Here is a 19,758-nt window from a genome sequence, read left to right as displayed (position 1 = left end):
AGCTGAACACCTCCAGACTCGGCCCATGTGGGGTCGTGTGACGGCGTCGGTGGCGGCGGTGTTCGTGGTGGCGGCGGCGATGACTCCCGCCCCGGATGGGGCCGCCGTGCAGGCCGTGCCGGTGGACGTGCACTGGATCGTGGAGTGCGACCAGGTCGGCACGGCGCACATCGACCCGATCCTGAACCCGGGCGGGTCGTGGCCTCATCTGCACACGTTCGGGGGCAACCCCGCGGTGCACGCGTCGTCGACGGCCGGCCAGTTGTTCGCAGAGGGCTCGGGGTGCAAGGACTCGGCGGACCGGTCGGCGTACTGGCAGCCGACGTTGGTGGAAGAGGCCGGTCAGCCGGTGGTGCCGGAGTCGTTCCGCGCCTACTACCGGGCGGGTGAGGTGGATCCACAGCTGATCGAGCCGGCGCCGTTCGGTCTGCGTCTGGTGGCGGGGGATCCGATGGCGACGTCGCGGCAACCGCTGGACATCGACTACCTGTGCTTGGGGACGTCGTATGGGCTGGTGAACTCCGTCCACGGCACCGCGGTGGACTGTGGGCCGGGGGAGTTCCTGCGGTCGGACGTCGAGTTCCCGCAGTGCTGGGACGGGGTGAACCTGTGGCTGAAGGGGGTGGCGCACATGGCGTATCCGCGGGGCGGTGAGTGCCCGGCGTCGCATCCGGTGGCGATTCCGCAGCTGTCGCTGGAGTCCTCGTACGCGGAGGGGTCGACGTACGAGGGGATGGGGTTCGAGGGCGGGCTGTCGCCGTACGGGCTGCACGCGGACGCGATCCTGGCGTGGGACCCAGGAGAGATGCAGACGTTGGTGGAGGGGTGCCTGAACGCGAGTCGGGTGTGCGGGGACGTGACCGATGAGGTGCGGCCGTTCTCGGGTGCGGATGCACGGGGGACGTTGCCGCTGCCGCCAAGGCCCGACGTGCCGGCGACCGGGTCGGCATCGACCGGGCACGAGTAGCACGCGACCACCCCGAGTGGGTCGGGCGCCGATGGGTGCGGATGGGACTGCAGCCCGACGTGCCGCCGCCGAGAAGTCGACGGTGGACCGCGAGGCGCCCGACCGCTTCGCCGCGCTGCTCGAGGGCTGGTTCGGCGCGCGAAGGATCACGCAGGTACCACGAGGGCCTCAGGACCCCGACAGCAAGACACCCCGAGCTCCTGAGCTGCAGGAAGACCGGGGTGAGACTGGGTCCGAGGGACGACACGCTACATGCGCACACGCCTCTGGCCCACGTGAAGTCCTCTGACCGGTCGCCGCCGTGTCCTGAGCCGGGACTGCTGCCAGCGCGCGGCGGCTGGCTGCCCACGTGCCGCCGGAGATAGGCGCGGTCACCAGGTTGGTCGCCGCCGTCGAGGTGGCCCGAGCGCACCCTGCGCCAGCCTGCGCGGTGATCTCGTCGAGATGCTGCCACGGTGGTCGACGGGGTCTCGCCCGGACGTGCCCCGGTGCCGCGGGGTCGGGGTGGGCCGCGGTGCCCTGACGGTCACCAGGTCGGCAGGCTGTCGGGGTACAGCAGCGTGACGATCCCACCCCAGAGGTCGGTCGCGGGGACGGCCTCGCCGTCGGCCGCGTTGACCATGACCACCACGCTCGCCTCCTCCTCCGGCAGGTGGGAGACCATGTCGCTGTAGCCGAAGATCGACCCGTTGTGGCCCACCCAGTCACCGAGCTGGAGGACGCCGAGGCCGTACTGCACCCGGATGCCGGTCGAGGTGAGCGGCGTCCACTCCTGGCGCAGCCGCGCGGTCTCCGGTGCGAGGCCCGCGCCGGTCGCCAGCTGCTCGGCGTAGCGGGTCATGTCCGGCACGGTGGAGATGACCGCACCGGCGGTGAACGGGACCGCGGGGTTGCTGAGCGTGACGTCCCGTGGCTCCTCCGCGGCGGGGTCGGCCGGTGCCAACTGACTGTCGGTGTTCATGTAGCCGTGGGTGAACGGCTCCGGCACGGCCGCGGTCGTGGGATACGACGTCTCCGGGAGGCCGAGGTCCTCGATCACCGAGGTGGTGTACTGCTGTGCCGAGCGGCCGGTGACCTGCTCGATGACCAGCCCGAGCAGTACGTACTCGGAGTTGGAGTACACGGTCGCCTGGTCGGGCGGGGTGGCCTCGTCGGCGTGCGCGCGGATGATCTCGAGAACGTCGTAGGGGGACCACCCCGGCAGGAGCGGATCGGCGACGTACCGCGCCATGAACTGCTCGTCTGCGGCGAAGTCGTACACGCCGCCGCGCATGCCCAGGAGGTGATGGACGGTGATCGCATCCCCGTGGGGGATGTCGGGGACGTACTTCCCCAAGGGGTCGTCGAGGGACAGCTTCCCCTGGTCGGCGAGGCGGAGCACCGCCTGGGCGGTGAAGGTCTTGGTCACGCTGGCGATGCGGTAGTGCACGTCGGTGGTCATCGGGGTCCCCGCGGTGTCCGCGGTCCCGTAGGCCTGGAGGTAGCTCCCCCGGTCCGGGTCGGAGATGCCGACCACCGCACCGGTGATGCCGTTGGTCAGCGCGGCCCGGGCCAGTTCGTCGACCTGTGCGGCGAGGTCCGGGTCGAGGGTCGGGGCCGGGGGAGGAGCGGACCCGGCCGGGAGAACGGGGGTGGCCGTGAAGCCGGTCGTCCCGGCCCCGGCGAGCAGGGCGAGTGCGAGGGCGGCGGGGCGCATCCATCGGCGCATGAGGAACAGCTCCTCCCGTGGAGGGAACGGTGTGGTGTCCGCGCGGCCCGGGCCCCCGTCGTGCCCGACCCGGTCTGCCGGGGGTGCCGGTCAGTCGGCGTAGAGCTCGGCGATCACAGCCTTGGCGAGCTCGACGGCCGGGCCCTCGCCGCTGGGTGCGGGCGCGGTGGAAGCCCAGGTGACGACGGTGATGTCCCGGACCGGGTCGTGGCCCATGAAGGAGTTGGTCCCGGGCAGCTCACCGCTGTGTCCGTACACGGGCCCGAACCTGGCCAGGCCGAGCCCGTAGCCAGGGCTGGCCGGGTCGTCCGGGTCCACCGGCTGGACGCTGGCGATCCGCTCCTGCTGCAGCTGCGGGCTGAGCAGGCACCCGTCGACCAGTCCCTCCACGTAGTCGGCGAGGTCCTGCGCGGTGGAGATCCCGGCGCCCGCGGTCCACCCCCAGGAGGGGTTGGTGTCGGTGACGTCCATCGGCTCCAGGGTGCCGGCGCGGGCTGCGGCCTGGACCTCTGGTGGCAGCACGAGGCTGTCGATGGTCTCCACGTTCGTGCCGAAGGTGTACATCTGCGGGTGCGGTTGCGGGATCGAGGCGTCGGTCCGCGCCGGGAAGGAGGTCTCGCTCAGCTCCAGCGGATCGAAGATCCGGTCCTGGAAGGCCTGCTCCACCGGGACCCCGGTGAGCTGTTCGATGATCACGCCCAACAGCACGTAGTTGGTATTGGAGTACAGGAACCCCTCGCCCGGAGGGAAGGCGGGCGGCTCGGCGAGGCCGATCGCGAGCAGTTCCTCCGGGTTCCACACCCGGCCGGGGTTGCTGTCCATCTGCTCGTTCAGTTCGAGGTCTTCGGTGTAGTTGGCCAGCCCGCTGGTCATGTCCAGCAGCTGGGCGATGGTGATGTCCTCCCCGTTGGGCACGTCCGGGCGGTACCGCGACACCGGGTCGTCCAGGGCGATCCTGCCCTCGTCGACCAGCTGCAGGATCACCGTGGCGGTCCAGGTCTTGGTGTTGCTGCCGACCCGGACGTGGTCGGCGAGCGTGACCGGCTCGGTGCCGTGCCAGGTCCGGGTGCCCATGGTGGTGGCCCAGTCGCCGAGCTCGGGCGACCGGACCAGGACGGCAGCGCCGGTGACCGCCAGGTCCCTCATGAGGCGGTCGAGCTCGGGCTGGACCGCCGCGGCGTACGCCGGATCCCCCGAGGGCACCGCCGCGCCGACGGGCGTCGCGTTCGCCGGGGTAGGGGCCACGACCAGCAATGCGACCGCCGTCGTCGCGATCGAGGCGGCCAGCGAACCGGGTGGCCGGGAACGACGGGACCCGCACGAGCGCTCTGCAGCTGTCATGGTCGACCTTCCGATGGGTAGCCGGTCGGGGGGTGTCCGGATGTCCGCGCCGGGTGGCTTCCCGGCCGGGCGCACCGCGGGTGTCACAGCGCCTGCTGGAGGGCCGCGGCGACGGCCGCCACGTCCTCGTTGGCGTCGTGCAGACCGGTGGGCACATCGGGGTACGTCGCCCCGCTCATGGACAGCGAGAACACGAACCGCTCGCCCCGCTCGGTGGTGAGGTAGCCGGCGAGGCTCTGCACCTTGTACAGCACGCGGCCCGTGGTGGGGTCGACGTCGACGCTCGTCCCCGTCTTGGCCGCGACCTCGCCCGCGGCGGGACCGTCCTGACCCGTGCTCGCCAGCGTCCCGCTCACCCCGAGGACGGGCTGGTCGGCCGCGAACTCCTCGCCCCAGGGTTGCGTCTGCGCCCACCTCATCCAAGCGACCATCTGGTCCGGGGTCGTCGAGGCCGGGTCGGCGCCCTGCCCGTCGAACAGCACCACGTCCTCGGCCACGACGCCGGCCCGGTCGAGCTGGTGGTGCACCGCCGCCAGCCCGTCGAGGCAGTTCGGCGAGCCGCCGTGGACCGCGAGCAGACACATCAGGGCGTTCGCGCCGGTGTTGTAGCTGGTTTCGAGGATCATGCGACCGAAGGCCCTCATCGGCGGGGAGGTCAGGGCAGCCACCCGGCCCTCGGCCGGGTAGGAACCCGCGGGCGGCAATCCCGTCTGGTCGTTGGGCCCGACGGCGGGGGAGGCGACCGTGACCCCGGCGCGACCGAGTGCCTCGACGAACAGGGTGCGCGCCCAGGACGCGGCTTCAGGGACCCGGTAGATGGTGAGCTGGGACGCGCCGGCCACGATGGTGCCGCTGACCGTGACCGACGTGGGATCGCCCGGATCGGCGGTGACGGCGAGCGACGTCGGCGTGCCCGCGTCCGTGGTGGTCACCGTCGACTCCACGGTGACGGCCTGCGTCTGCGGCCGGAGGTCGAGGACGGCGGGCTGACCGATCCCGGCCGCCGCCACCGTGATGTCCAGGATGTTGTCGTTGACGTAGATCGACGGGGCAGGTCCCTCCTGGCCGTCGAACGTGTCCCACAGCCGGGTGTCGACGACCACGTCGCCGGCGATCTCGGTGACGCCGGAGGCGGCCACCTGCCGGGCGAGGTCGTCCAGGCCGGCCAACGGGTCGTCCGGGACGAACGCCGCGTTCGGCGCGATGTCGCCGTAGACGTGGTCGATCGTGTCGGCGGTGAACGTGTGGTCCACGCGGCCGCTCATGGCGCCGCGGCCGCCCATGGCGAGGTCTCCCGACGCCACCAGCACCAGGTCGCCGGCGAGGACGCCACCGGCCGGCTCGGTCGTCGCGTACACCGGCGTGGTGAGCGTGGCGTCGGTGCCCAGCGTCGCGTACGTGGTGCCGACGGTGAAGTTCTTCGCGGTCGACGCGGTGAAGACGGACTCCCCGGCACGGCCGGCCAGGACGACTCGGCCCGTCTCCGCCTCTGCGACGGAGTAGAGCCACCGGGCCGTCTCGAACTCGGGCTCGGACATGACGGCGGCGGCGGCGGCGGGGAGCTCGCCGACCTGCGGCTGGATGCCGGGCCCCTCGCCCGGCGAGGCGGACGACTCGGTCGACGGGGTGAACGCGGTGAGCACGACGGTCGACACGAGCAACGGGAGGACAGCCGCTCGGCGGTTCATGCAGGGGACCATGGCGACGTCGGGACCGCCGGGCAATCGACCGGAGTGGCCTCCCCACCTGGACCTGGGTACAGGGTCTTGCGGGTGTCGTTGCCGGCGCGACCTGCACCGATCGCGCGTCGCCGGTGCCATGCTGCCCCGGTGGCGCGTCGGGGAGGTGTGCGATCACCGCTGGCGCGGGCGCTGATGGTGAGCCTCGCGCTGATCGGCGCGTTCGGTGCCGTCGCCGCCGGCGTCGAGATCGCCCTGTTCGCCGACCAGCGCATCGCGCCGTGGTGGCTGCTCGCGATGTTCCCGGCCGGGGGACTCGTCTACCTGGCCGCGGGGCTGGAGGCGTGGCGGCGCCGGCCGAGCAACCGGACCGGCCCGATCATGGTCATCGGGGCGTTGTCGTGGTTCGTGGTCGCGCTCGCCAACACCGGAACACCCGTCCTGGTGGCGGTCGGTGTCGTGCTCGCCACCACCCCGCTCGCCGTGGTGGTGTGGCTGCTGCACGCCTTCCCGTCCGGGCGCCTCCGCTCGCGCACCTCCCGCCTGACGGTGGTGGGGAGCTTCGCGGTGTCGCTCGTCCTGCAGGTCCCGCTGTACCTCTTCGATCCGGGTGCCAGCCCGGGCGGCATGCTCTCCGTCGGCCATCGGGGGATCTCCTCCACGCCGGCACCTGGCTCCAGCGCGGCGCGGGGATGGTCGTCATGCTGATGACCGCGGGTGTGCTCGTCGAGCGGCTGCGTACCGCGACGCCCGGCCAACGTGGGGTCCTGCTACCGCTGTACGCCTACGGGATCCTGGCGGTCCTGGCGACGCCGCTCGGTCCTCTCCTGGGTCCGTCCGCCGGTCTCTCGGTCGCGCAGGTGGTCGGACTCCAGATCGTCCTGCTGGCCGGGGTGCCCGTCGCCCTCGCGGCGGCGATGCTGCGCGGCGGGTTCGCGAGGACGGCCGAGATCCAGGAGCTCAGTGCCTGGCTGGCGTCGTCCGCCGCCACCCCGGAGCTGCTCGCCGACGCCCTCGGGCGCACCCTCGGGGACGCGTCGTTGCAGGTCGTCTACGCGTCGCGGGACGGGCGCGCCTTCGTGGACGGCGACGGCGCCTTGTTCGACACGTCGGCGCTGGGCGAGCACCGCGTCCTGGTCGACATCGAGCTCGGGTCGAGACGGATCGGCGCCATCGTCTACGACGCGACGGTCATCGACGACGCCGAGTTGGTCCGCGAGGCGGGTCAGGTGGCCGCCCTCGCCATCGACCACGACCGGTTGACGGCCGAGCTGCGGGCCAGCCATGCCGACCTGCAGCAGTCGCGCGCCCGCCTCGTCGAGGCAGGCGACCGCGCGCGGCAACGCATCGCCCAGGACCTGCACGACGGTCTGCAGGTGGAGCTCGTCCTGCTGGCGATGGAAGCACAACAACTGGCTCGCATCGGCGGGTCGGCCGATCTCCCCGACGCGGCGACGCGCCTCCGTGTCGGCATCGACGGTGCCGCGCGGCACCTCCGGGAGATCGTCCACGCCCTGATGCCGGCCGCCCTCGTCGAGCGGGGCTTGACCGCGGCGATCGAGGACCTGGTCGATCGCATGCCGCTGCCCACTCGGCTGACGGTGGCCGCGGTCGACGGGCGCCTGGCGGCGACGGTCGAGAGGACGGCCTACTTCGTGGTCGCAGAGGCGCTGACCAATGCGGTCAAGCACGCCGCGGCCGACACGTTGACCGTGACGCTCGAACACTCGCCCACCCGGCTCGTTATCGGCGTGACCGACGACGGCGTCGGCGGTGCGACTCAGGGGGGTGGTGCGGGGCTGCACGGCCTCGCCGATCGTGTCGACGCCCTCGGCGGCCGGTTCACCATCGAGAGCCCGGCCGGCGGAGGCACACATCTGCTCGTGGAGCTGCCGTGCGGGTCGTGATCGGCGAGGACGAGGCACTGCTGCGAAGCGGGCTCACGCACGTGGTGCGAGCGGCCGGGTTCGACGTCGTCGCTGCGGTCGGTGATGCGGACGAGCTGGTCCGCAGCGCGGAAGAGCACGTCCCCGACATCGTCGTCACCGACATCCGGATGCCGCCCGATCACAAGGACGCGGGCCTGCGGGCGGCGATGGAGATTCGGCGAAAGCATCCCGAGATCGCCGTCCTCGTGCTGTCGCAGCACCTCCAGCGCGCCTACGCCGTCGAACTGCTGGACGACCGCTCGTCGGGCATCGGGTACCTCCTCAAGCAGCGGATCGCCGACATCGACGTGTTCACGGACGATCTCCGCCGCATCGCTGCCGGCGGTACCGTCCTCGACCCCGAGGTCGTGAGCCTCTTGGTCGCCCGTGCCAGGGGGGATCACGATGCGCTCGACCGGCTGACCCCTCGCCAGCAGCAGGTGCTGGCCCTGATGTCCGAAGGCCGGACCAACGCGTCGATCGCCCGAACCCTGTCGATCACCGAGCGGGCGGTCGTGCAACACACGTCCCACATCTACGACGAGCTCGACCTGGCGCTCAGCGACGACGACCATCGCCGAGTACTGGCGGTGATCCGCTACCTCTCGTCATGAGCGGCTCACCAACCTCCCCAGCACGGTCGTGGTCGACAGCTGACGTCATGCCCGGCGAGGATCTCCTGGATCTCTTCCTTCATCGACCAGCCCGCGTGGTCACTTGCCACCGCGATCTTCATCGCAGCTCCTATCCCCGGCACCCCCGCGGTGGATGACGGCGCTGGCCGATGCTTCGTCACTGGTCGGACGAAGCTCCAGCACGGCTGGGAACTCACCACAGTGGCAGTGGCAGGGCAGGGAATCGAGTCCCTCAGCCGCACCACGCGTTCGCGGTTCGCCTGGGGCCGATCCCGTCTCTGGGTCCTCGTGACTGTGATCGGCCGGCCGGGACAGGGGATCGGCTAGTCGGCGAGGTCAGCTCTGATCGCCGGACGCTGGTGCCCGGTCGGCGAGCCGGCGGCACCGCTCGACGTGCGCAAGGTCGCTCAGACGCCGGTCTCGGCCGGCAGGACGCCCCGCTGGACGGCCCGCACCAGGTCGGCGTGGTCGCGCTCGGTCTGATCGGCGTAGGCGCGGGCGAACCGGCAGAGGGCCTCGCGGGCTCTCGAGCCGCCCCCGAGGTAGCCCGCGATCATCGACGCCCCGCTGGTACGGGCGTGTCCCTTGGCGAGGAGGTACCCGCAGATGCCCGCGTACGAGGTGAGGGCGCGGGCGTCAATGCCCACGAGGGTGATCGCGCCCTTCATGTCCCGGAACTGACGGACGTAGTACTGGACGTCGCCGACGCTCGTCCAGCCGAGCAGGGGGTCGCTCACCGTCTGCACCGCCTGCTGGTACTCCACGACGCGCTGGCCCTGGTGGGCGTGCCACGCTGACTCGCCGTGCACGAACGGTGCGACCACCGAGCGCCTGGCCTGCTTCAGTTGGAGGAACAGCACGTCGTCGGCGCTGCTGCCCTCGCAGAGAGCCACCCACGCGCGCAGCCCGACCGAACCGACGCCGACCACCTTGTGGGCGATGTCGACCAGGCGGTAGCCGCCCACGACCCTGGCCCAGTGCGGCGGCAGCGTGTTCAGGTAGGCGTCAAGCGCTTCGGCCAACTGCTCCGCTTGGGCCGGCTGCGGGCGGGTGAGCAGCGGTGGCTCGGTCACGATCCTCCGCGCACCTTCACGTTCCTCGGTGATCCGGGGCAGCGCCCGGTCACTCGTACGCTTGCGGGCCCGGCGGGCCGACGTCTCGATCTCGCCGCGCAGCCCCGTTCCGGGCGCCGTCCGCAGCAACCGATCGACGTCCAGGTGCTCGTACGAGCGGGCGAGGAGCGGTTGTTCGGCCAGGGCCGCAATCTGCAGTCGGTACTCCTCGACGCAGCGCCCCACCGCCTCACGGCAGGCAGCCTCCGACGCCCCGTTCTCCCGACCCGCCACCCACACGCTCGTGGTGAGCCGACGCAGGTCCCACTCCCAGGCACCCGGGTGTGCTTCGTCGAAGTCGTTGAGGTCGAACACGAGGTCGCGTTCGGGGGAGGCGTAGAACCCGAAATTGCCGAGGTGCGCGTCGCCGCACACGACCGGCGTGATCCCCGTAGCCGGCAACCCGGCGAAGTCGGCGGCGTGCACGTTGGCCGCTCCCCGGAGCAATGCGTAGGGAGAAGCGATCATCCGCCCGATGCGCACGGGGACCAGCCAGTCCAGCCGACCCTCGTTCGAGCGGATCACCTGGTCGACGACGTCCGGACGTTCGGGTGGGGGAGTCCAGTCCCCGAGCGCGGAGCGTGGCGCGCTCCGGCGCAGTTGACGGCCGAGCTCGTACCGCGCCGCGCGCGGGGGACCGCTGTGCCGCAACGATGAGAACCCGCGGTCGTCGGCCGCCGTGAGAACCGTGTGCGCCCGCGGCGTGCCCTGATCGACGGTCACGTGCGAAGCCTCGCAGCGGGTCGGACCGAGAACCGGTGAGCAGCGCCCCCCGACCCGAGGTCCCGGTCGATGGGGCTGGGCACCGGCTCCTCGCTCGGTGGCCCACTGACAGCGGACCGACCCCTCACACCGCGAACTGCACCCGCGGCCCTGGCGGCAGGCAGCCTCCGAGCAACGGCGGATGTTGGCCGCGCCGCTGCTGCCCGGCGGTCTGCTCTACCCCGGGCCGGCTGCCGAGGCGCCGACCGGCGTCGGGGAGCGGCCGACCTGACCCAGCTGCATGCTCCACCGGACTCGAGTGGCGCTCGGTCAGCTCCTGGCTCTGCGGGGGTGCATCAGCCGCTCCATCTCCGTGGCGGCACGCTGCTTGTCCTTGCGTTCGCTGCGCTTGGCCTTGACGGCCTTGCCCGACTTCTTCGTGGTGTGGTCGTCGTGGGGCGACTTGTCTGCCATGGGCTTGCTCCCTCGTCGACGGCGGGAAAGGGGTTCTGTCTACATCTGGGTGCTTGGCCGCGCCAGGGCGTCTGCTGCGTCCGCTCAACTGGAGACGGAACTACGGCCCGAGGACCGTGACCTCAGGTCCAGGCCTCCCATCGCCCACCGCTGCTGTCGGCGGGAGAGCGGGGTTGTGGACAGGCCGCCCGGTCCAGACCGCACGGGCATGCGCAGTCGCAGCTATCACGCGGCCCAGGTCGGTCCGCCTCGCCGCCCTGCCCGACGCTGATCCGGGTCGCGAGGACTCCCCAAGCCCGGTACCAGAGCGCCCCGGGCTCCTGACTTGCAGGAACACCGGGACGCAGGAGTGTCCGAGGGGCGACACGCTACATACGCGCACGCCTCACGGGTCGACCAGGCGCTCCCGACTGAGTCACAGCGGGCTGTCGGGCTCGTCCAGACCGGTGTCGGCAGGGGCGACCCCCACCGCCTCGTACGCTCGTGGATTCCTCCGATCCCAGGCGTCATCGATCCACTCGATGCGGTGCGCGGGCACGTCGGTCACATGGTGCGGTCCGGGGTGGCGGCGTAGTCGGCGGTCCAGACGCTGTCGGGCAGATCACGGGGCAGGTCCTTGTTGCCGACGCTGCGGAACACCGGGTCCTCACCTGCCCTCGTCTGCCGCTCGAAGTCGCGGAGGGCGCCCAGGGCCCAGCGACCCAGCAGGACCAGCGCGACGAGGTTGACCAATGCCATGAATCCCATGGCGACATCGGCCAGTGCCCACACCGTCGCAAGCTCCAGCAGGGCACCTACCCCGACCACGGCGACGACGAGAACGCGGAACACCATCAACGAGGTGGGCCGGGCGCGCAGGAAGGTCATGTTGACCTCCGCGTAGGAGTAGTTCCCGAGCACGGAGGAGAACGCGAAGACGAAGATGAGGACGGTCATGACCCAGGTGAGGCCGCTGCCGAGCTCGTGGGCCACGGCAGCCTGGGTGAGCGAGGCGCCCTCGGTCGTCTCGCCGGGCCGGTACACCGCGGAGCCGGCGAACAAGATGATGAACGCCGTCGCGGAACAGACGATGATGGTGTCGACGAAGACCCCGAGGGACTGGATCAATCCCTGCTTCACCGGGTGGCTGGTGGTCGCGGTTGCCGCGGCGTTGGGGGCACTGCCCATGCCCGCCTCGTTGGAGAACAGGCCCCGCTTGGCGCCATTGAGCAGGGCCGCCGCCAGCCCACCGGTGATGCCTGCTGCGGCCTCGCCCAGCCCGAAGGCTGCCGAGAAGATCTGGCCGAGCACGGTGCCCACCTGCGTTACGTTGAGCGCGATGATCACGACGGCGAGCAGTACGTAGGCCAGTGCCATCGCCGGCAGCATGAACTCGGCGACTCGAGCGATGCGGCGGACCCCGCCGAACACCACCAGAGCCGTGAGGGCCATGAGGGCAACCGCGGACCACCACTCACCGACCCCGTGTCCGCTGGCCAGCACGTCGCTGATGGTGTTGGCCTGGACCATGTTGAAGGCGACGCCGAAGGTGAAGATCAGCAGGACGGCGAAGACGATGCCGCCCCGGCGGGACCCGAGACCGCGCTCGATGTAAAAGGCCGGCCCGCCGCGGAAGCTGCCGTCACCGGCCGGGATCTTGAAGATCTGGGCCAGCGTCGCCTCGATGAGGGCCGTCGCCATGCCCACGAGGGCAACCACCCACATCCAGAAGATCGCGCCGGGACCACCGAGGGTCAGGGCGATGGCGACACCGGCGATGTTGCCGGTCCCCACCCGCGAGGCCAGGCCGACGCAGAAGGCCTGGAACGACGAGATTCCGCCTTCCGAGCCGCTCCGAGAGGAGGCGATCTGGCGAATCATGCGCCCGAACATGCGGACCTGGACGAAGCGCGTGCGTATCCCGAAGTAGAGGCCCACTCCCAGGAGTACGTAGATCAACACGTACGACCAGAGGATGTTCGAGACGGGATCGATCAGGTTGTCCTGGATGAAGTCCATCAGGGCCTCCACGTGGTGGCATGCGGCGCTGGGTCCATGGCCCCCGCGGGCGAGGGCCGCGTGCTCGTCGTCGAGCTGATGGCTCCCGCAGGGAATCATCGGGCTCCGCGCGGGGATGCGCATCCGGGCCCTGAGTGGCGAGGGCACGCAGCGCGTCCCGGCGCCAGGGGAGTCGAGCCAGTCGCGCTCCCGGACGTGGGGTGGAGCGTCGCGGGTTCCCTCGAAACAGTTCGCGGGGGCCTCGACGTCCAGGAACGAGCGAACCCCCATCGACCCGGAGGTCGTGGGGGTTCGCATCCGTGTGTCCGAGGGGCGACGCACTACATACGCACACGGCTACGGAGGCCGTGAGACAGCGGTCGCACGGGTACCCGTGGCCGTGTGCGCTACTGGTTGGTGCATGACGCCGAACTTGCCGTGGCGCGTGGCCAGGCCGGGCCGTTCCTCGTGACGGGAGGACTGTCTATCCACCATCGCTCTTCTAGGTGGACCACCCGGCTGCTGGTCGAGCGTGACCGTCCACGACCTGTTCGGGGTCGGCCGAGGTCGGTCGGATCTGCGCCGACCTCGACGAGGAAGAGGAAGTCGGCGCGTTCCGCGACCGGTTCCTGGCCGAGACGGTCCATCCCTACGGCCTCTGAACGCCCACCAGGGGACCCCGTCAGCCGCTGGAAGCCGGTCGCGCGGAGGGGTGATGACCATAGGACCTACGACGTCACGAAGCTTGGGTCCTCAGGTCTGGGTCGGCGGAGAACGTGAAGATGACCGTCCTCCCTGCATCGGGGCCGGTCCCGGTGCCGATCGCCATGGAGGTGTGCACTCAGGGACTTGACCACCGAACCCGCCTGGTCGAGATCAGATGTTGAAGCCCGGGTGCGTCGCGAAGGCGTTGTCGATGACGAGGTTGCCGCGCTGTCGAGCCCGTTCGCGGAGGGCCGTCGTGGTGCCGGCTCCCTCGGCGTAGAACCACCACAGGTACAGCGCGCCGTACATCCAGGCGCCCTGGTAGTTCCAGTCCGAGTCAGCGCCGTCCTTCCCGGCGCCGAACACCGAGCCTGCCGGATACTTCGCGTTGTGCGGCTTGCCGCCCTGATGACGAGACTCGTGCACGAGTGTCTCGGCCCGCCCGGGAACGTCCTTGGAGTACCAGAAACCGAGGTAGAGCTCGATCCGGTCGTCCACGAAGATGCCGCTAAACGACGTGGCTATGGCCGTGCCGTCGCCGCACAGCGACCGCAGGTCGTCGTTGTTCTCACGAACGTAGCGCCGTGCCCAGTTCAGCATGGGCCCTGAGTAGTCGTCGTTCTGATAGTCCTGGGCCGAGTAGGTGAGCAGATAGCAGGCGTTGAACGTCCGGGCCAATGGCATGTCTGTGTCGCACGGTGACTCCCATCCGAACCCGTCGTCCCAGTAGTCCTTGTTCCCGGCGAATCCGTAAGTGTTCCAAAAATAGTCGATGTAGGTCTGATTGCAGATGAGCGCGCCGTAGAAATTGTCGCCGCTCACGTTCTTGTCTGGGACGGTGTAGCTGCACGTGGCCATGGCAGGTCGCCAATCGTGAGAGGGAGGACGAGGTTCGGTCAGCGGGCCGGCGGTGTTGGCGGCAGCGGCGGGACGGACCCCTGCTTGAGGAAGCGGCCGCCTTCGGCCTGGGGAACGCTGCGGACGTCGACTCGGCGGTACTGCAGGAGCCGCTCGTCGTCCGTACCCTCCAGTTCCCGGCGGACATGCTGTATCAGCTCGGCGTCGCCGGATTCGGTGATCGCTTGGATCGCGGCCCGGCGAACGGAGAAGTTCCGGTGCTGCACCTGTTCGAGGAGTTGCGCCTTGGCCGCCGGGTCGCCGTCCGCAGCGAGCCGACCCAGGGCCTCGATCGCCGTGGTGCGGATGATGACCTCCTCGCCGACCGTGCTGATCCCGTGCGCCGGGTCCGGCGACCGCTCGGGTGGGATCGGCCGGCGTAGCACCTCCGTGAGGGCGGGTACGACACTTGGGTGTCGAAGGTCGGTGAGCAGTTGGACCAGGCTCCAGCGCTCCAGGTACTGATCTTCGTCCATCGCCTCGTACTTAGCCCCGACCGCCGGAGCGATCTGGTCGCCGCGCTCGCGCAACCGGTCCAGACTGCGCTGGTACGCCTCCTCGGCCGTGTCGCCGGACGGGTTCATCAGCGAGTACAGGGTCTCCGTGATCAGCCGGCTCACGTCTGAGTCGTCATCGGCGTCGAGGGCCCGCCGGGCAGGTCCGGGCTCCAGTTGGTCGTCACTGTCCGCGACGGATGGTGTATCCGAGCTTCGTGGTATCGGCATCGTGGTTACTCCTTGACGCGGCGCCGAACGCCGACGGGGGTCGCCCCTTGACCGGGCGAGACCGATGACGGGACGCGGAGGACCAGGTCTCGGCAGGGGCGTGGGTCAGTCTGGCTCGTGGGTGTCATCCCCGCGTCACTCGTGCGTCACGGCATTGTCGAGGCCCGTAAGGGTTCGAACGGGCCCTCCGGAGGCTCCCTGAGAACTTCTCCAGGAGGCCTGACAAGCCGGCTGACCTGCGTTGATGCGTGGAGCGGGTGGCAGGGGACGAACCAGCCTGGCCAGCTCGGAAGTCTCGCGACGCGCATATTGGTCAAGGACGAGCGCGACCAGCCGGGCCCGCTACCCCGACGTCCACACCTGTCGGCCCCTCACCTTTCCGGACACTCGCTCCAAGGCAGCCTGCACACCGCGACTGAGGCCCGGCGGCGCGAGCGTGCCATCAGGTGAACCGGTCCCGTCGGTGCAGGAGGCCGGCCGGGATGCGCGTGGCGGCTTCCACATGGGTGTCGAACATGGCGTGCACCTGGTCGGAGTAGGAACCGTCCTCGTTCCGAGTGATGGCCTCGCAACTGATCGGTTCAGCGGGCAGCCGCTGCTCGAAGTGCTTGGCCAACCGTTCCAACGACGCTTCCGCCTCGATCTTGCGCCTCGATGAGGTGCTGCTGGACGTCGTGGACCTCGAGGGGATCAGGGTCGTCGATGTTCGCGTACATGCGGTGGCCGCGTACGGGCGGCGTGGGCGCCTGCGGGGACGACGCCGCGATGGAGTCCTTCTCTGCGTTGCTGCGGCGCAGTGTTCGCAGCCGGTAACGTTGGGCCACCCGGGAGGATCTCCGGCTGACAATCGTCGACCGGATCGAGAACGACCTGCCATTGGCGCCGCCGACAACGCCGACTCCTATTACTGGCACCGATCGCTCACTTGACCCTCACCCGGGTCGCTCAGGCGGCCTGACCACCCACCCGACACGTCAACCGGATCGGGGCAGCTCCATCACCCGTCTCACCGGCTCGGCGGTCGAAGCTCGGATGCGAAGGCTGGAGGCATCCGGGCGGGCTGACGGTCAGGGTGGCCTCCGTGCGGACGGTGCGCTACGGCCACACGATCCTGCGGTCGGCCCTGGGTGACGCGGTGAAGCAGGAGCGGCTCCCGGTCAACCCGACCGACAGGTCGACACCACCGAGTCCGTCGGAGGCCCGTTCGCCGGAGATGCAGGCCTGGACCGCACCGGCTCGGCCGGTTCCTCGGCTGAGCCGCCGCCCAGGATCCGGACCTGGCCATGGGTTGGCGGCTGCTGACGGCCACCGGGATGCGCCGCGGTGAGGCGCTGGCGGGACGTCGACATGGACCGACCGGCTCGCTGTCCGCCGCAGCGTCGGCGTGGTGAAGGCCAAGGGCGCCGGCGAGCGCCTCGTCGAGGGCCCGACCAAGACCGGCCGGTCCCGGTTCGTCGACCTCGACGCGGGCACCGTCGCCGCGCTGCGTGCCTACCGATCAATCTGCCCGTGGAGGGCTGGCCCTTGACCTCGTGCGGGACTCGGCTCTCGTCCTGAGCAATCTGGACGGCACCCACCGGCACCCCGAACGGTTCTCCCGCCGCTTCGCCGGCCAGGTGGTTCAAGCCCGCAAGGCACTGGGGGAGGAACAGCTGCCGGTGATACGGCTGCACGACCTCCGCCACACCTACGCCACTGTGCTGCTCGCCGATGGCGTGCCGGTGAAGGTCGTCTCCGAGCGCCTGGGGCACGCCAACGCCACCATCACTCTGACCGTCTACCAGCACGTGCACCCCGGCATGGGCCGCCAGGCTGCCGACCGCTTCGCGGCGCTGCTCGAGGGCTGATTCGGCGCGCGAAGTATCACGCGGGTATCACGGGGGCCTCAGGAGCTCCGACAGCAAGACACCTTGGACTCCTGACCTGCAGGAACATCGGGGTGAGACTGTGTCCGAGGGGCGACACGGTACATAAGCACACGCCATGAGGTCGCTGGCGGGGCGTTGCAATTCCGCTGCTGGGTCGCCGAGGTCGCTGTCGCCCGGGCGGAACTCCGACCGTCTGTGGCGGAGCGGGGAGCAAGGCGAGAAGCTTGCGCCCTCGCGTGCGTTGACATGAGCGAAGCGTCGACCGCGGGACCGATGCCGCTCGCCATGACGACGTCCGCCCGCCGTGGTCGCCAACCCGCAAGGGCGGCCGCGTGTCCCTGCGACGACGCCGCCGAGGCCGGCGCCTCGATCGGCGGGGTCATCCGGTCACACGTCGTTCGCAGCGGCTGGCCTTTCGCTCGAGACGTCCCGCCCCGTCCCGGGCTCGTGCGGCATGCTGCCGGGGTGACCGTGCCGGGCTGTTCAGAGGACTACGTGGCTCGACCAGGTGCCCGGCGGCCGGCCGCGCCCCGTGCCGCGCGCGGTCCGGGCCTAGGATTCCCGGCCGTGGAGGCCGAGGACGGGCGGGCGATCGTCGGGCGCTACTGGGACGGGCTGTGGCGCCATCGGGATCTCTCCGTCGTCGACGAATTGCTCGGCGAGCCCTACGTGCGGCACTCCTCGGCCGGGACGCGGTCACTGAGCCGGGCGGAGTTCAAGCGGGAGTTGAAGCAGGCCTGGCAGCTCTTGCACAACCCGGCCACGACCATCGATGACCAGGTCTTGGCTGGGGACAAGGTATGGACCCGGGCAACGACCCTGGGGGTGAACGTCGACACGGGCGAGACCTCGGTGGTGACCTGGCTGGTGGTACACCGCCTGGCGGGCGGGCGGCTGGTCGAGGCGTGGATCGCCTCCCTGCCGGGCGTGGACTGGCGCCGTTGAGCGGTTCCGGCGTCAGCCGAGATCCCGCAGTCGGTCGGTCCCGGCGGACCGCCGTCGGCTGCCCACCGCGAAGAGCGCCATCAGCAGCGTGACGGCGAAGCCCATCGCGCCGAGGGTCCAGCGCAGGCCCAGTGCGTCGGCCAGCAGCCCGAGCGGCAGCGCAGCGATCCCGAAGGCGCCGAAGCTCAGCATGATCAGCCCCTGGATGCGCCCGTGATACTCCATGTCCGACAGCGAGATCAGCAGGGACTGGTTGGACGTCTGGAACGCCATCATCGCGCCGCCGACGACGAGCAGGGCAGCGACCGCGACGGCGAACACCGGGGCGAGCGCCAGCGTGCCCAGGGCCACCCCGAACGTCGTCCCGGCCAGGATCAGCACGCGCGTCTCGGAGCGTCGGTAGGACCGCCGGCCGAGCAGTACTCCCGTGACGACCGCGCCCACGGCGGAGGTGGCCGAGAGGATGCCGTAGCCGGCCGACCCGAGGCCGAACAGGTCGCTGGCGACGGTGGGCAGGAAGGCGAGGTAGGGCAGCCCGGCCATCGTCACGCCGATGCCGCACCAGAGCAGCGCCAGGAGTTCAGGACGCCGGCGGACGTAGCGGACGCCGTCAGCCAACTCACCCAGGGGCGAGCGGTCCGACGCGTCGCCCACCCGCCGGCCGGGTGGCAGCGCCGCGGTGAGCAGCAGGCCGACCGCGGAGAGGACCGCGGTGGCCAGGAACACCGCAGCGGTGCCGAAGCTGAGCGAGCCGATGACCAGCCCAGCGATGGCGGGGCCGATGACCCGGTTGACCTCGGCGTTGACCAGCAGCAACGAGACCGCTGCGGGGACCGCCGTCCGGGGCACCAGTTCGGCGAGGAACGCCATCCGTGCCGGGTTGAACAAGGCGAACCCGAGCGCCTGCAGGACACTGGCGGCTAGCAGCATCCAGTACTCGACCACGTCGAAGGCCACCGCGAAGCCGACGCCCGCGCTGGCGATGGCGAGCAGGGAGACGGCGAGCTGCAGCACCAGTCGCTTCGGCAGCCGGTCGGCGGCCACCCCACCCCATGGCGTGGCGAGCAGCATCGCCACGCCGAACGCGAGCAGCACGCCGCCGAGGGCAGCATTGGACCCGGTGAGCTGGAAGGCCAGCCAGCTGCGGGCGACGGTCTGCGCCATCACCCCTAGGAACACGACCGTTGCATTGATGTAGAGCACCAGGAACGGGCCGATCCGCAGGATCCCGAGCGGACCAAGCGGGGCGGCGGGCGCATCCCGTGCCAGACCGGCTCGCTCGGTCGTCTCGCCGGTCATGGGTCCCTCGCTCGGCGGTGTGGGATGGAAGGGACGGGCTCAGTCTGCGCCCCGGGACTGCTGGCGATCGGGGCGGCCTACCGATGCCCTGGGGAGCCGCGACCTGCCGACGCCGATGATCGAGTGTCCTTTGCCCGCTAGCCCGTCGCCATCAAGCATGGACGGCGTCCACCGGTGGAGACTGACCACTCCAAGATCAACCCGCGGGTCGATCCTGATCCGGCCCTGTGAGGCGTTTGCCGCAACCCGTCAGCGGTTGGCCAACTCGAGGAAGACGTTCGCGTAGTGGGGCTGGTCCAGCGGGCACAGCACGCGAGGTCGTGGCCGCGGAGGAATCGTCGGGCCTCGGCGGCGTGGCCGCCCGCCGCCCAATGGCGGATTCACATCACCGCAGTGGCCGGTCCGGGCAACGGACGACGCGGACGGCCGGTGAAGGTGGTCTCGGAGCGCCTGGGCCACGCGAGCGCCACTATCACGCTCACCGTCTACCAGCACGTGCACCCCGGCATGGGGCGCGAGGCGGCCGACCGCTTCGCGGCGCTGCTCGAGGGCTGATCCGGCGCGCGAAGTATCACGCGGGTATCACGGGGGCCTCAGGAGCTCCGACAGCAAGACACCCTGGACTCCTGACCTGCAGGAACACCGGGGTGAGACTGTGTCCGAGGGGGGACTTGAACCCCCACGCCCGATAAAGGGCACTAGCACCTCAAGCTAGCGCGTCTGCCATTCCGCCACCCGGACGAGTGCGGGAGCAAGACTACCCGACCCCGGTCCGGGTCCGGGACACCCCCTCGGC

General features: G+C 70.6%; 19 protein-coding genes, 1 tRNA gene and 1 pseudogene. 9 read left to right on the top strand and 12 right to left on the bottom strand.

Annotation, left to right across the window (positions count from 1 at the left end):
- The first annotated feature begins 49 nt into the window (after positions 1-49).
- A complete protein-coding gene (locus ACWIX3_RS17345; protein ID WP_448608583.1) occupies positions 50-967 on the top strand; it encodes a DUF1996 domain-containing protein in 918 nt (305 codons plus the stop codon).
- A 526-nt stretch (positions 968-1,493) separates the two neighbouring features.
- Here ACWIX3_RS17345 and ACWIX3_RS17340 read toward each other — a convergent pair.
- From ACWIX3_RS17340 to dacB, 3 genes are all read right to left on the bottom strand, one after another.
- Positions 1,494-2,675 carry a serine hydrolase domain-containing protein gene (locus ACWIX3_RS17340; protein WP_448608582.1) on the bottom strand — a complete coding sequence of 394 codons (1,182 nt, stop codon included), beginning with the start codon at positions 2,673-2,675 and terminating at the stop codon, positions 1,494-1,496.
- 90 nt (positions 2,676-2,765) lie between these two features.
- The gene (locus ACWIX3_RS17335; protein WP_448608581.1) at positions 2,766-4,016 is read right to left on the bottom strand and encodes a serine hydrolase domain-containing protein; all 1,251 of its coding nucleotides are present in this window, start codon (positions 4,014-4,016) and stop codon (positions 2,766-2,768) included.
- Positions 4,017-4,099: 83 nt separating this feature from the next.
- Positions 4,100-5,704 (bottom strand): D-alanyl-D-alanine carboxypeptidase/D-alanyl-D-alanine endopeptidase, encoded by a 1,605-nt coding sequence (gene dacB / locus ACWIX3_RS17330; RefSeq protein ID WP_448608580.1) that lies wholly within the window; start codon positions 5,702-5,704, stop codon positions 4,100-4,102.
- A gap of 141 nt (positions 5,705-5,845) precedes the next feature.
- Between dacB and ACWIX3_RS17325 the strand changes: the two genes are divergently transcribed.
- From ACWIX3_RS17325 to ACWIX3_RS17315, 3 genes are read left to right on the top strand one after another with little or no spacing between them, the layout of a single operon-like run.
- Entirely contained in the window at positions 5,846-6,403 is a 558-nt protein-coding gene (locus ACWIX3_RS17325) for a hypothetical protein (protein WP_448608579.1), read from the top strand.
- A complete protein-coding gene (locus ACWIX3_RS17320; protein ID WP_448608578.1) occupies positions 6,397-7,602 on the top strand; it encodes a sensor histidine kinase in 1,206 nt (401 codons plus the stop codon). Before ACWIX3_RS17325 ends, ACWIX3_RS17320 begins: the two co-directional genes overlap by 7 nt.
- Positions 7,590-8,237, top strand: a complete 648-nt coding sequence (locus tag ACWIX3_RS17315) for a response regulator transcription factor (RefSeq protein ID WP_448608577.1) — start codon at positions 7,590-7,592, stop codon at positions 8,235-8,237. Before ACWIX3_RS17320 ends, ACWIX3_RS17315 begins: the two co-directional genes overlap by 13 nt.
- A 428-nt stretch (positions 8,238-8,665) precedes the next feature.
- Here ACWIX3_RS17315 and ACWIX3_RS17310 read toward each other — a convergent pair whose 3' ends face one another.
- The 7 genes from ACWIX3_RS17310 to ACWIX3_RS17280 form a co-directional block, all read right to left on the bottom strand.
- The gene (locus tag ACWIX3_RS17310) at positions 8,666-10,093 is read right to left on the bottom strand and encodes a DUF2252 domain-containing protein (protein ID WP_448608576.1); all 1,428 of its coding nucleotides are present in this window, start codon (positions 10,091-10,093) and stop codon (positions 8,666-8,668) included.
- 309 nt (positions 10,094-10,402) lie between these two features.
- Positions 10,403-10,546 (bottom strand): hypothetical protein, encoded by a 144-nt coding sequence (locus ACWIX3_RS17305; protein WP_448608575.1) that lies wholly within the window; start codon positions 10,544-10,546, stop codon positions 10,403-10,405.
- Between the two features lie 415 nt (positions 10,547-10,961).
- On the bottom strand, positions 10,962-11,084 hold the full coding sequence (locus ACWIX3_RS17300; protein ID WP_448608574.1) for a hypothetical protein: 123 nt from the start codon (positions 11,082-11,084) through the stop codon (positions 10,962-10,964).
- A gap of 5 nt (positions 11,085-11,089) precedes the next feature.
- Positions 11,090-12,544, bottom strand: a complete 1,455-nt coding sequence (locus ACWIX3_RS17295) for an alanine/glycine:cation symporter family protein (protein ID WP_448608573.1) — start codon at positions 12,542-12,544, stop codon at positions 11,090-11,092.
- A gap of 855 nt (positions 12,545-13,399) precedes the next feature.
- Complete coding sequence (locus tag ACWIX3_RS17290) at positions 13,400-14,050, bottom strand: hypothetical protein (protein ID WP_448608572.1); 651 nt, start codon at positions 14,048-14,050, stop codon at positions 13,400-13,402.
- 74 nt (positions 14,051-14,124) lie between these two features.
- Positions 14,125-14,745: a HEAT repeat domain-containing protein gene (locus ACWIX3_RS17285; protein WP_448608571.1), complete on the bottom strand. Its 621-nt coding sequence runs from the start codon at positions 14,743-14,745 to the stop codon at positions 14,125-14,127.
- Between the two features lie 547 nt (positions 14,746-15,292).
- Positions 15,293-15,466, bottom strand: coding sequence for a hypothetical protein (locus ACWIX3_RS17280; protein ID WP_448608570.1), 174 nt, complete (start codon positions 15,464-15,466; stop codon positions 15,293-15,295).
- A 116-nt stretch (positions 15,467-15,582) separates the two neighbouring features.
- On the opposite strand from ACWIX3_RS17280, the pseudogene ACWIX3_RS17275 reads away from it, so the two are divergent.
- The 4 genes and pseudogenes from ACWIX3_RS17275 to ACWIX3_RS17260 all read left to right on the top strand — a co-directional run.
- A pseudogene (locus ACWIX3_RS17275) lies at positions 15,583-15,808 on the top strand (IS3 family transposase); the annotation flags it as partial.
- Between the two features lie 429 nt (positions 15,809-16,237).
- Positions 16,238-16,378, top strand: coding sequence for a hypothetical protein (locus ACWIX3_RS17270; protein WP_448608569.1), 141 nt, complete (start codon positions 16,238-16,240; stop codon positions 16,376-16,378).
- 4 nt (positions 16,379-16,382) lie between these two features.
- The gene (locus ACWIX3_RS17265; RefSeq protein ID WP_448608568.1) at positions 16,383-16,697 is read left to right on the top strand and encodes a tyrosine-type recombinase/integrase; all 315 of its coding nucleotides are present in this window, start codon (positions 16,383-16,385) and stop codon (positions 16,695-16,697) included.
- 588 nt (positions 16,698-17,285) lie between these two features.
- On the top strand, positions 17,286-17,663 hold the full coding sequence (locus ACWIX3_RS17260; RefSeq protein ID WP_448608567.1) for a nuclear transport factor 2 family protein: 378 nt from the start codon (positions 17,286-17,288) through the stop codon (positions 17,661-17,663).
- Positions 17,664-17,675: 12 nt separating this feature from the next.
- Here ACWIX3_RS17260 and ACWIX3_RS17255 read toward each other — a convergent pair whose 3' ends face one another.
- Entirely contained in the window at positions 17,676-18,962 is a 1,287-nt protein-coding gene (locus ACWIX3_RS17255) for an MFS transporter (RefSeq protein WP_448608566.1), read from the bottom strand.
- Positions 18,963-19,391: 429 nt separating this feature from the next.
- Here ACWIX3_RS17255 and ACWIX3_RS17250 point away from each other — a divergent pair, with 429 nt between their 5' ends.
- Positions 19,392-19,517 (top strand): hypothetical protein, encoded by a 126-nt coding sequence (locus ACWIX3_RS17250; protein ID WP_448608565.1) that lies wholly within the window; start codon positions 19,392-19,394, stop codon positions 19,515-19,517.
- 101 nt (positions 19,518-19,618) lie between these two features.
- Here ACWIX3_RS17250 and ACWIX3_RS17245 read toward each other — a convergent pair.
- A tRNA-Leu gene (locus ACWIX3_RS17245) sits at positions 19,619-19,703 on the bottom strand.
- Between the last annotated feature and the right edge of the window lie 55 nt (positions 19,704-19,758).

The sequence above is a fragment of the Geodermatophilus sp. URMC 60 genome, assembly GCF_053502585.1.
This window is presented reverse-complemented; position numbering and strand designations above follow the sequence as displayed.

Coding starts and splice junctions, on each gene's coding strand:
- ACWIX3_RS17340 (WP_448608582.1), bottom strand. CDS start 2,675: ATGCGCCGATGGATGCGCCCCGCCGCCCTCGCACTCGCCCTGCTCGCC.
- ACWIX3_RS17335 (WP_448608581.1), bottom strand. CDS start 4,016: ATGACAGCTGCAGAGCGCTCGTGCGGGTCCCGTCGTTCCCGGCCACCC.
- dacB (WP_448608580.1), bottom strand. CDS start 5,704: ATGAACCGCCGAGCGGCTGTCCTCCCGTTGCTCGTGTCGACCGTCGTG.
- ACWIX3_RS17320 (WP_448608578.1), top strand. CDS start 6,397: ATGCTGATGACCGCGGGTGTGCTCGTCGAGCGGCTGCGTACCGCGACG.
- ACWIX3_RS17305 (WP_448608575.1), bottom strand. CDS start 10,546: ATGGCAGACAAGTCGCCCCACGACGACCACACCACGAAGAAGTCGGGC.
- ACWIX3_RS17295 (WP_448608573.1), bottom strand. CDS start 12,544: ATGGACTTCATCCAGGACAACCTGATCGATCCCGTCTCGAACATCCTC.
- ACWIX3_RS17255 (WP_448608566.1), bottom strand. CDS start 18,962: ATGACCGGCGAGACGACCGAGCGAGCCGGTCTGGCACGGGATGCGCCC.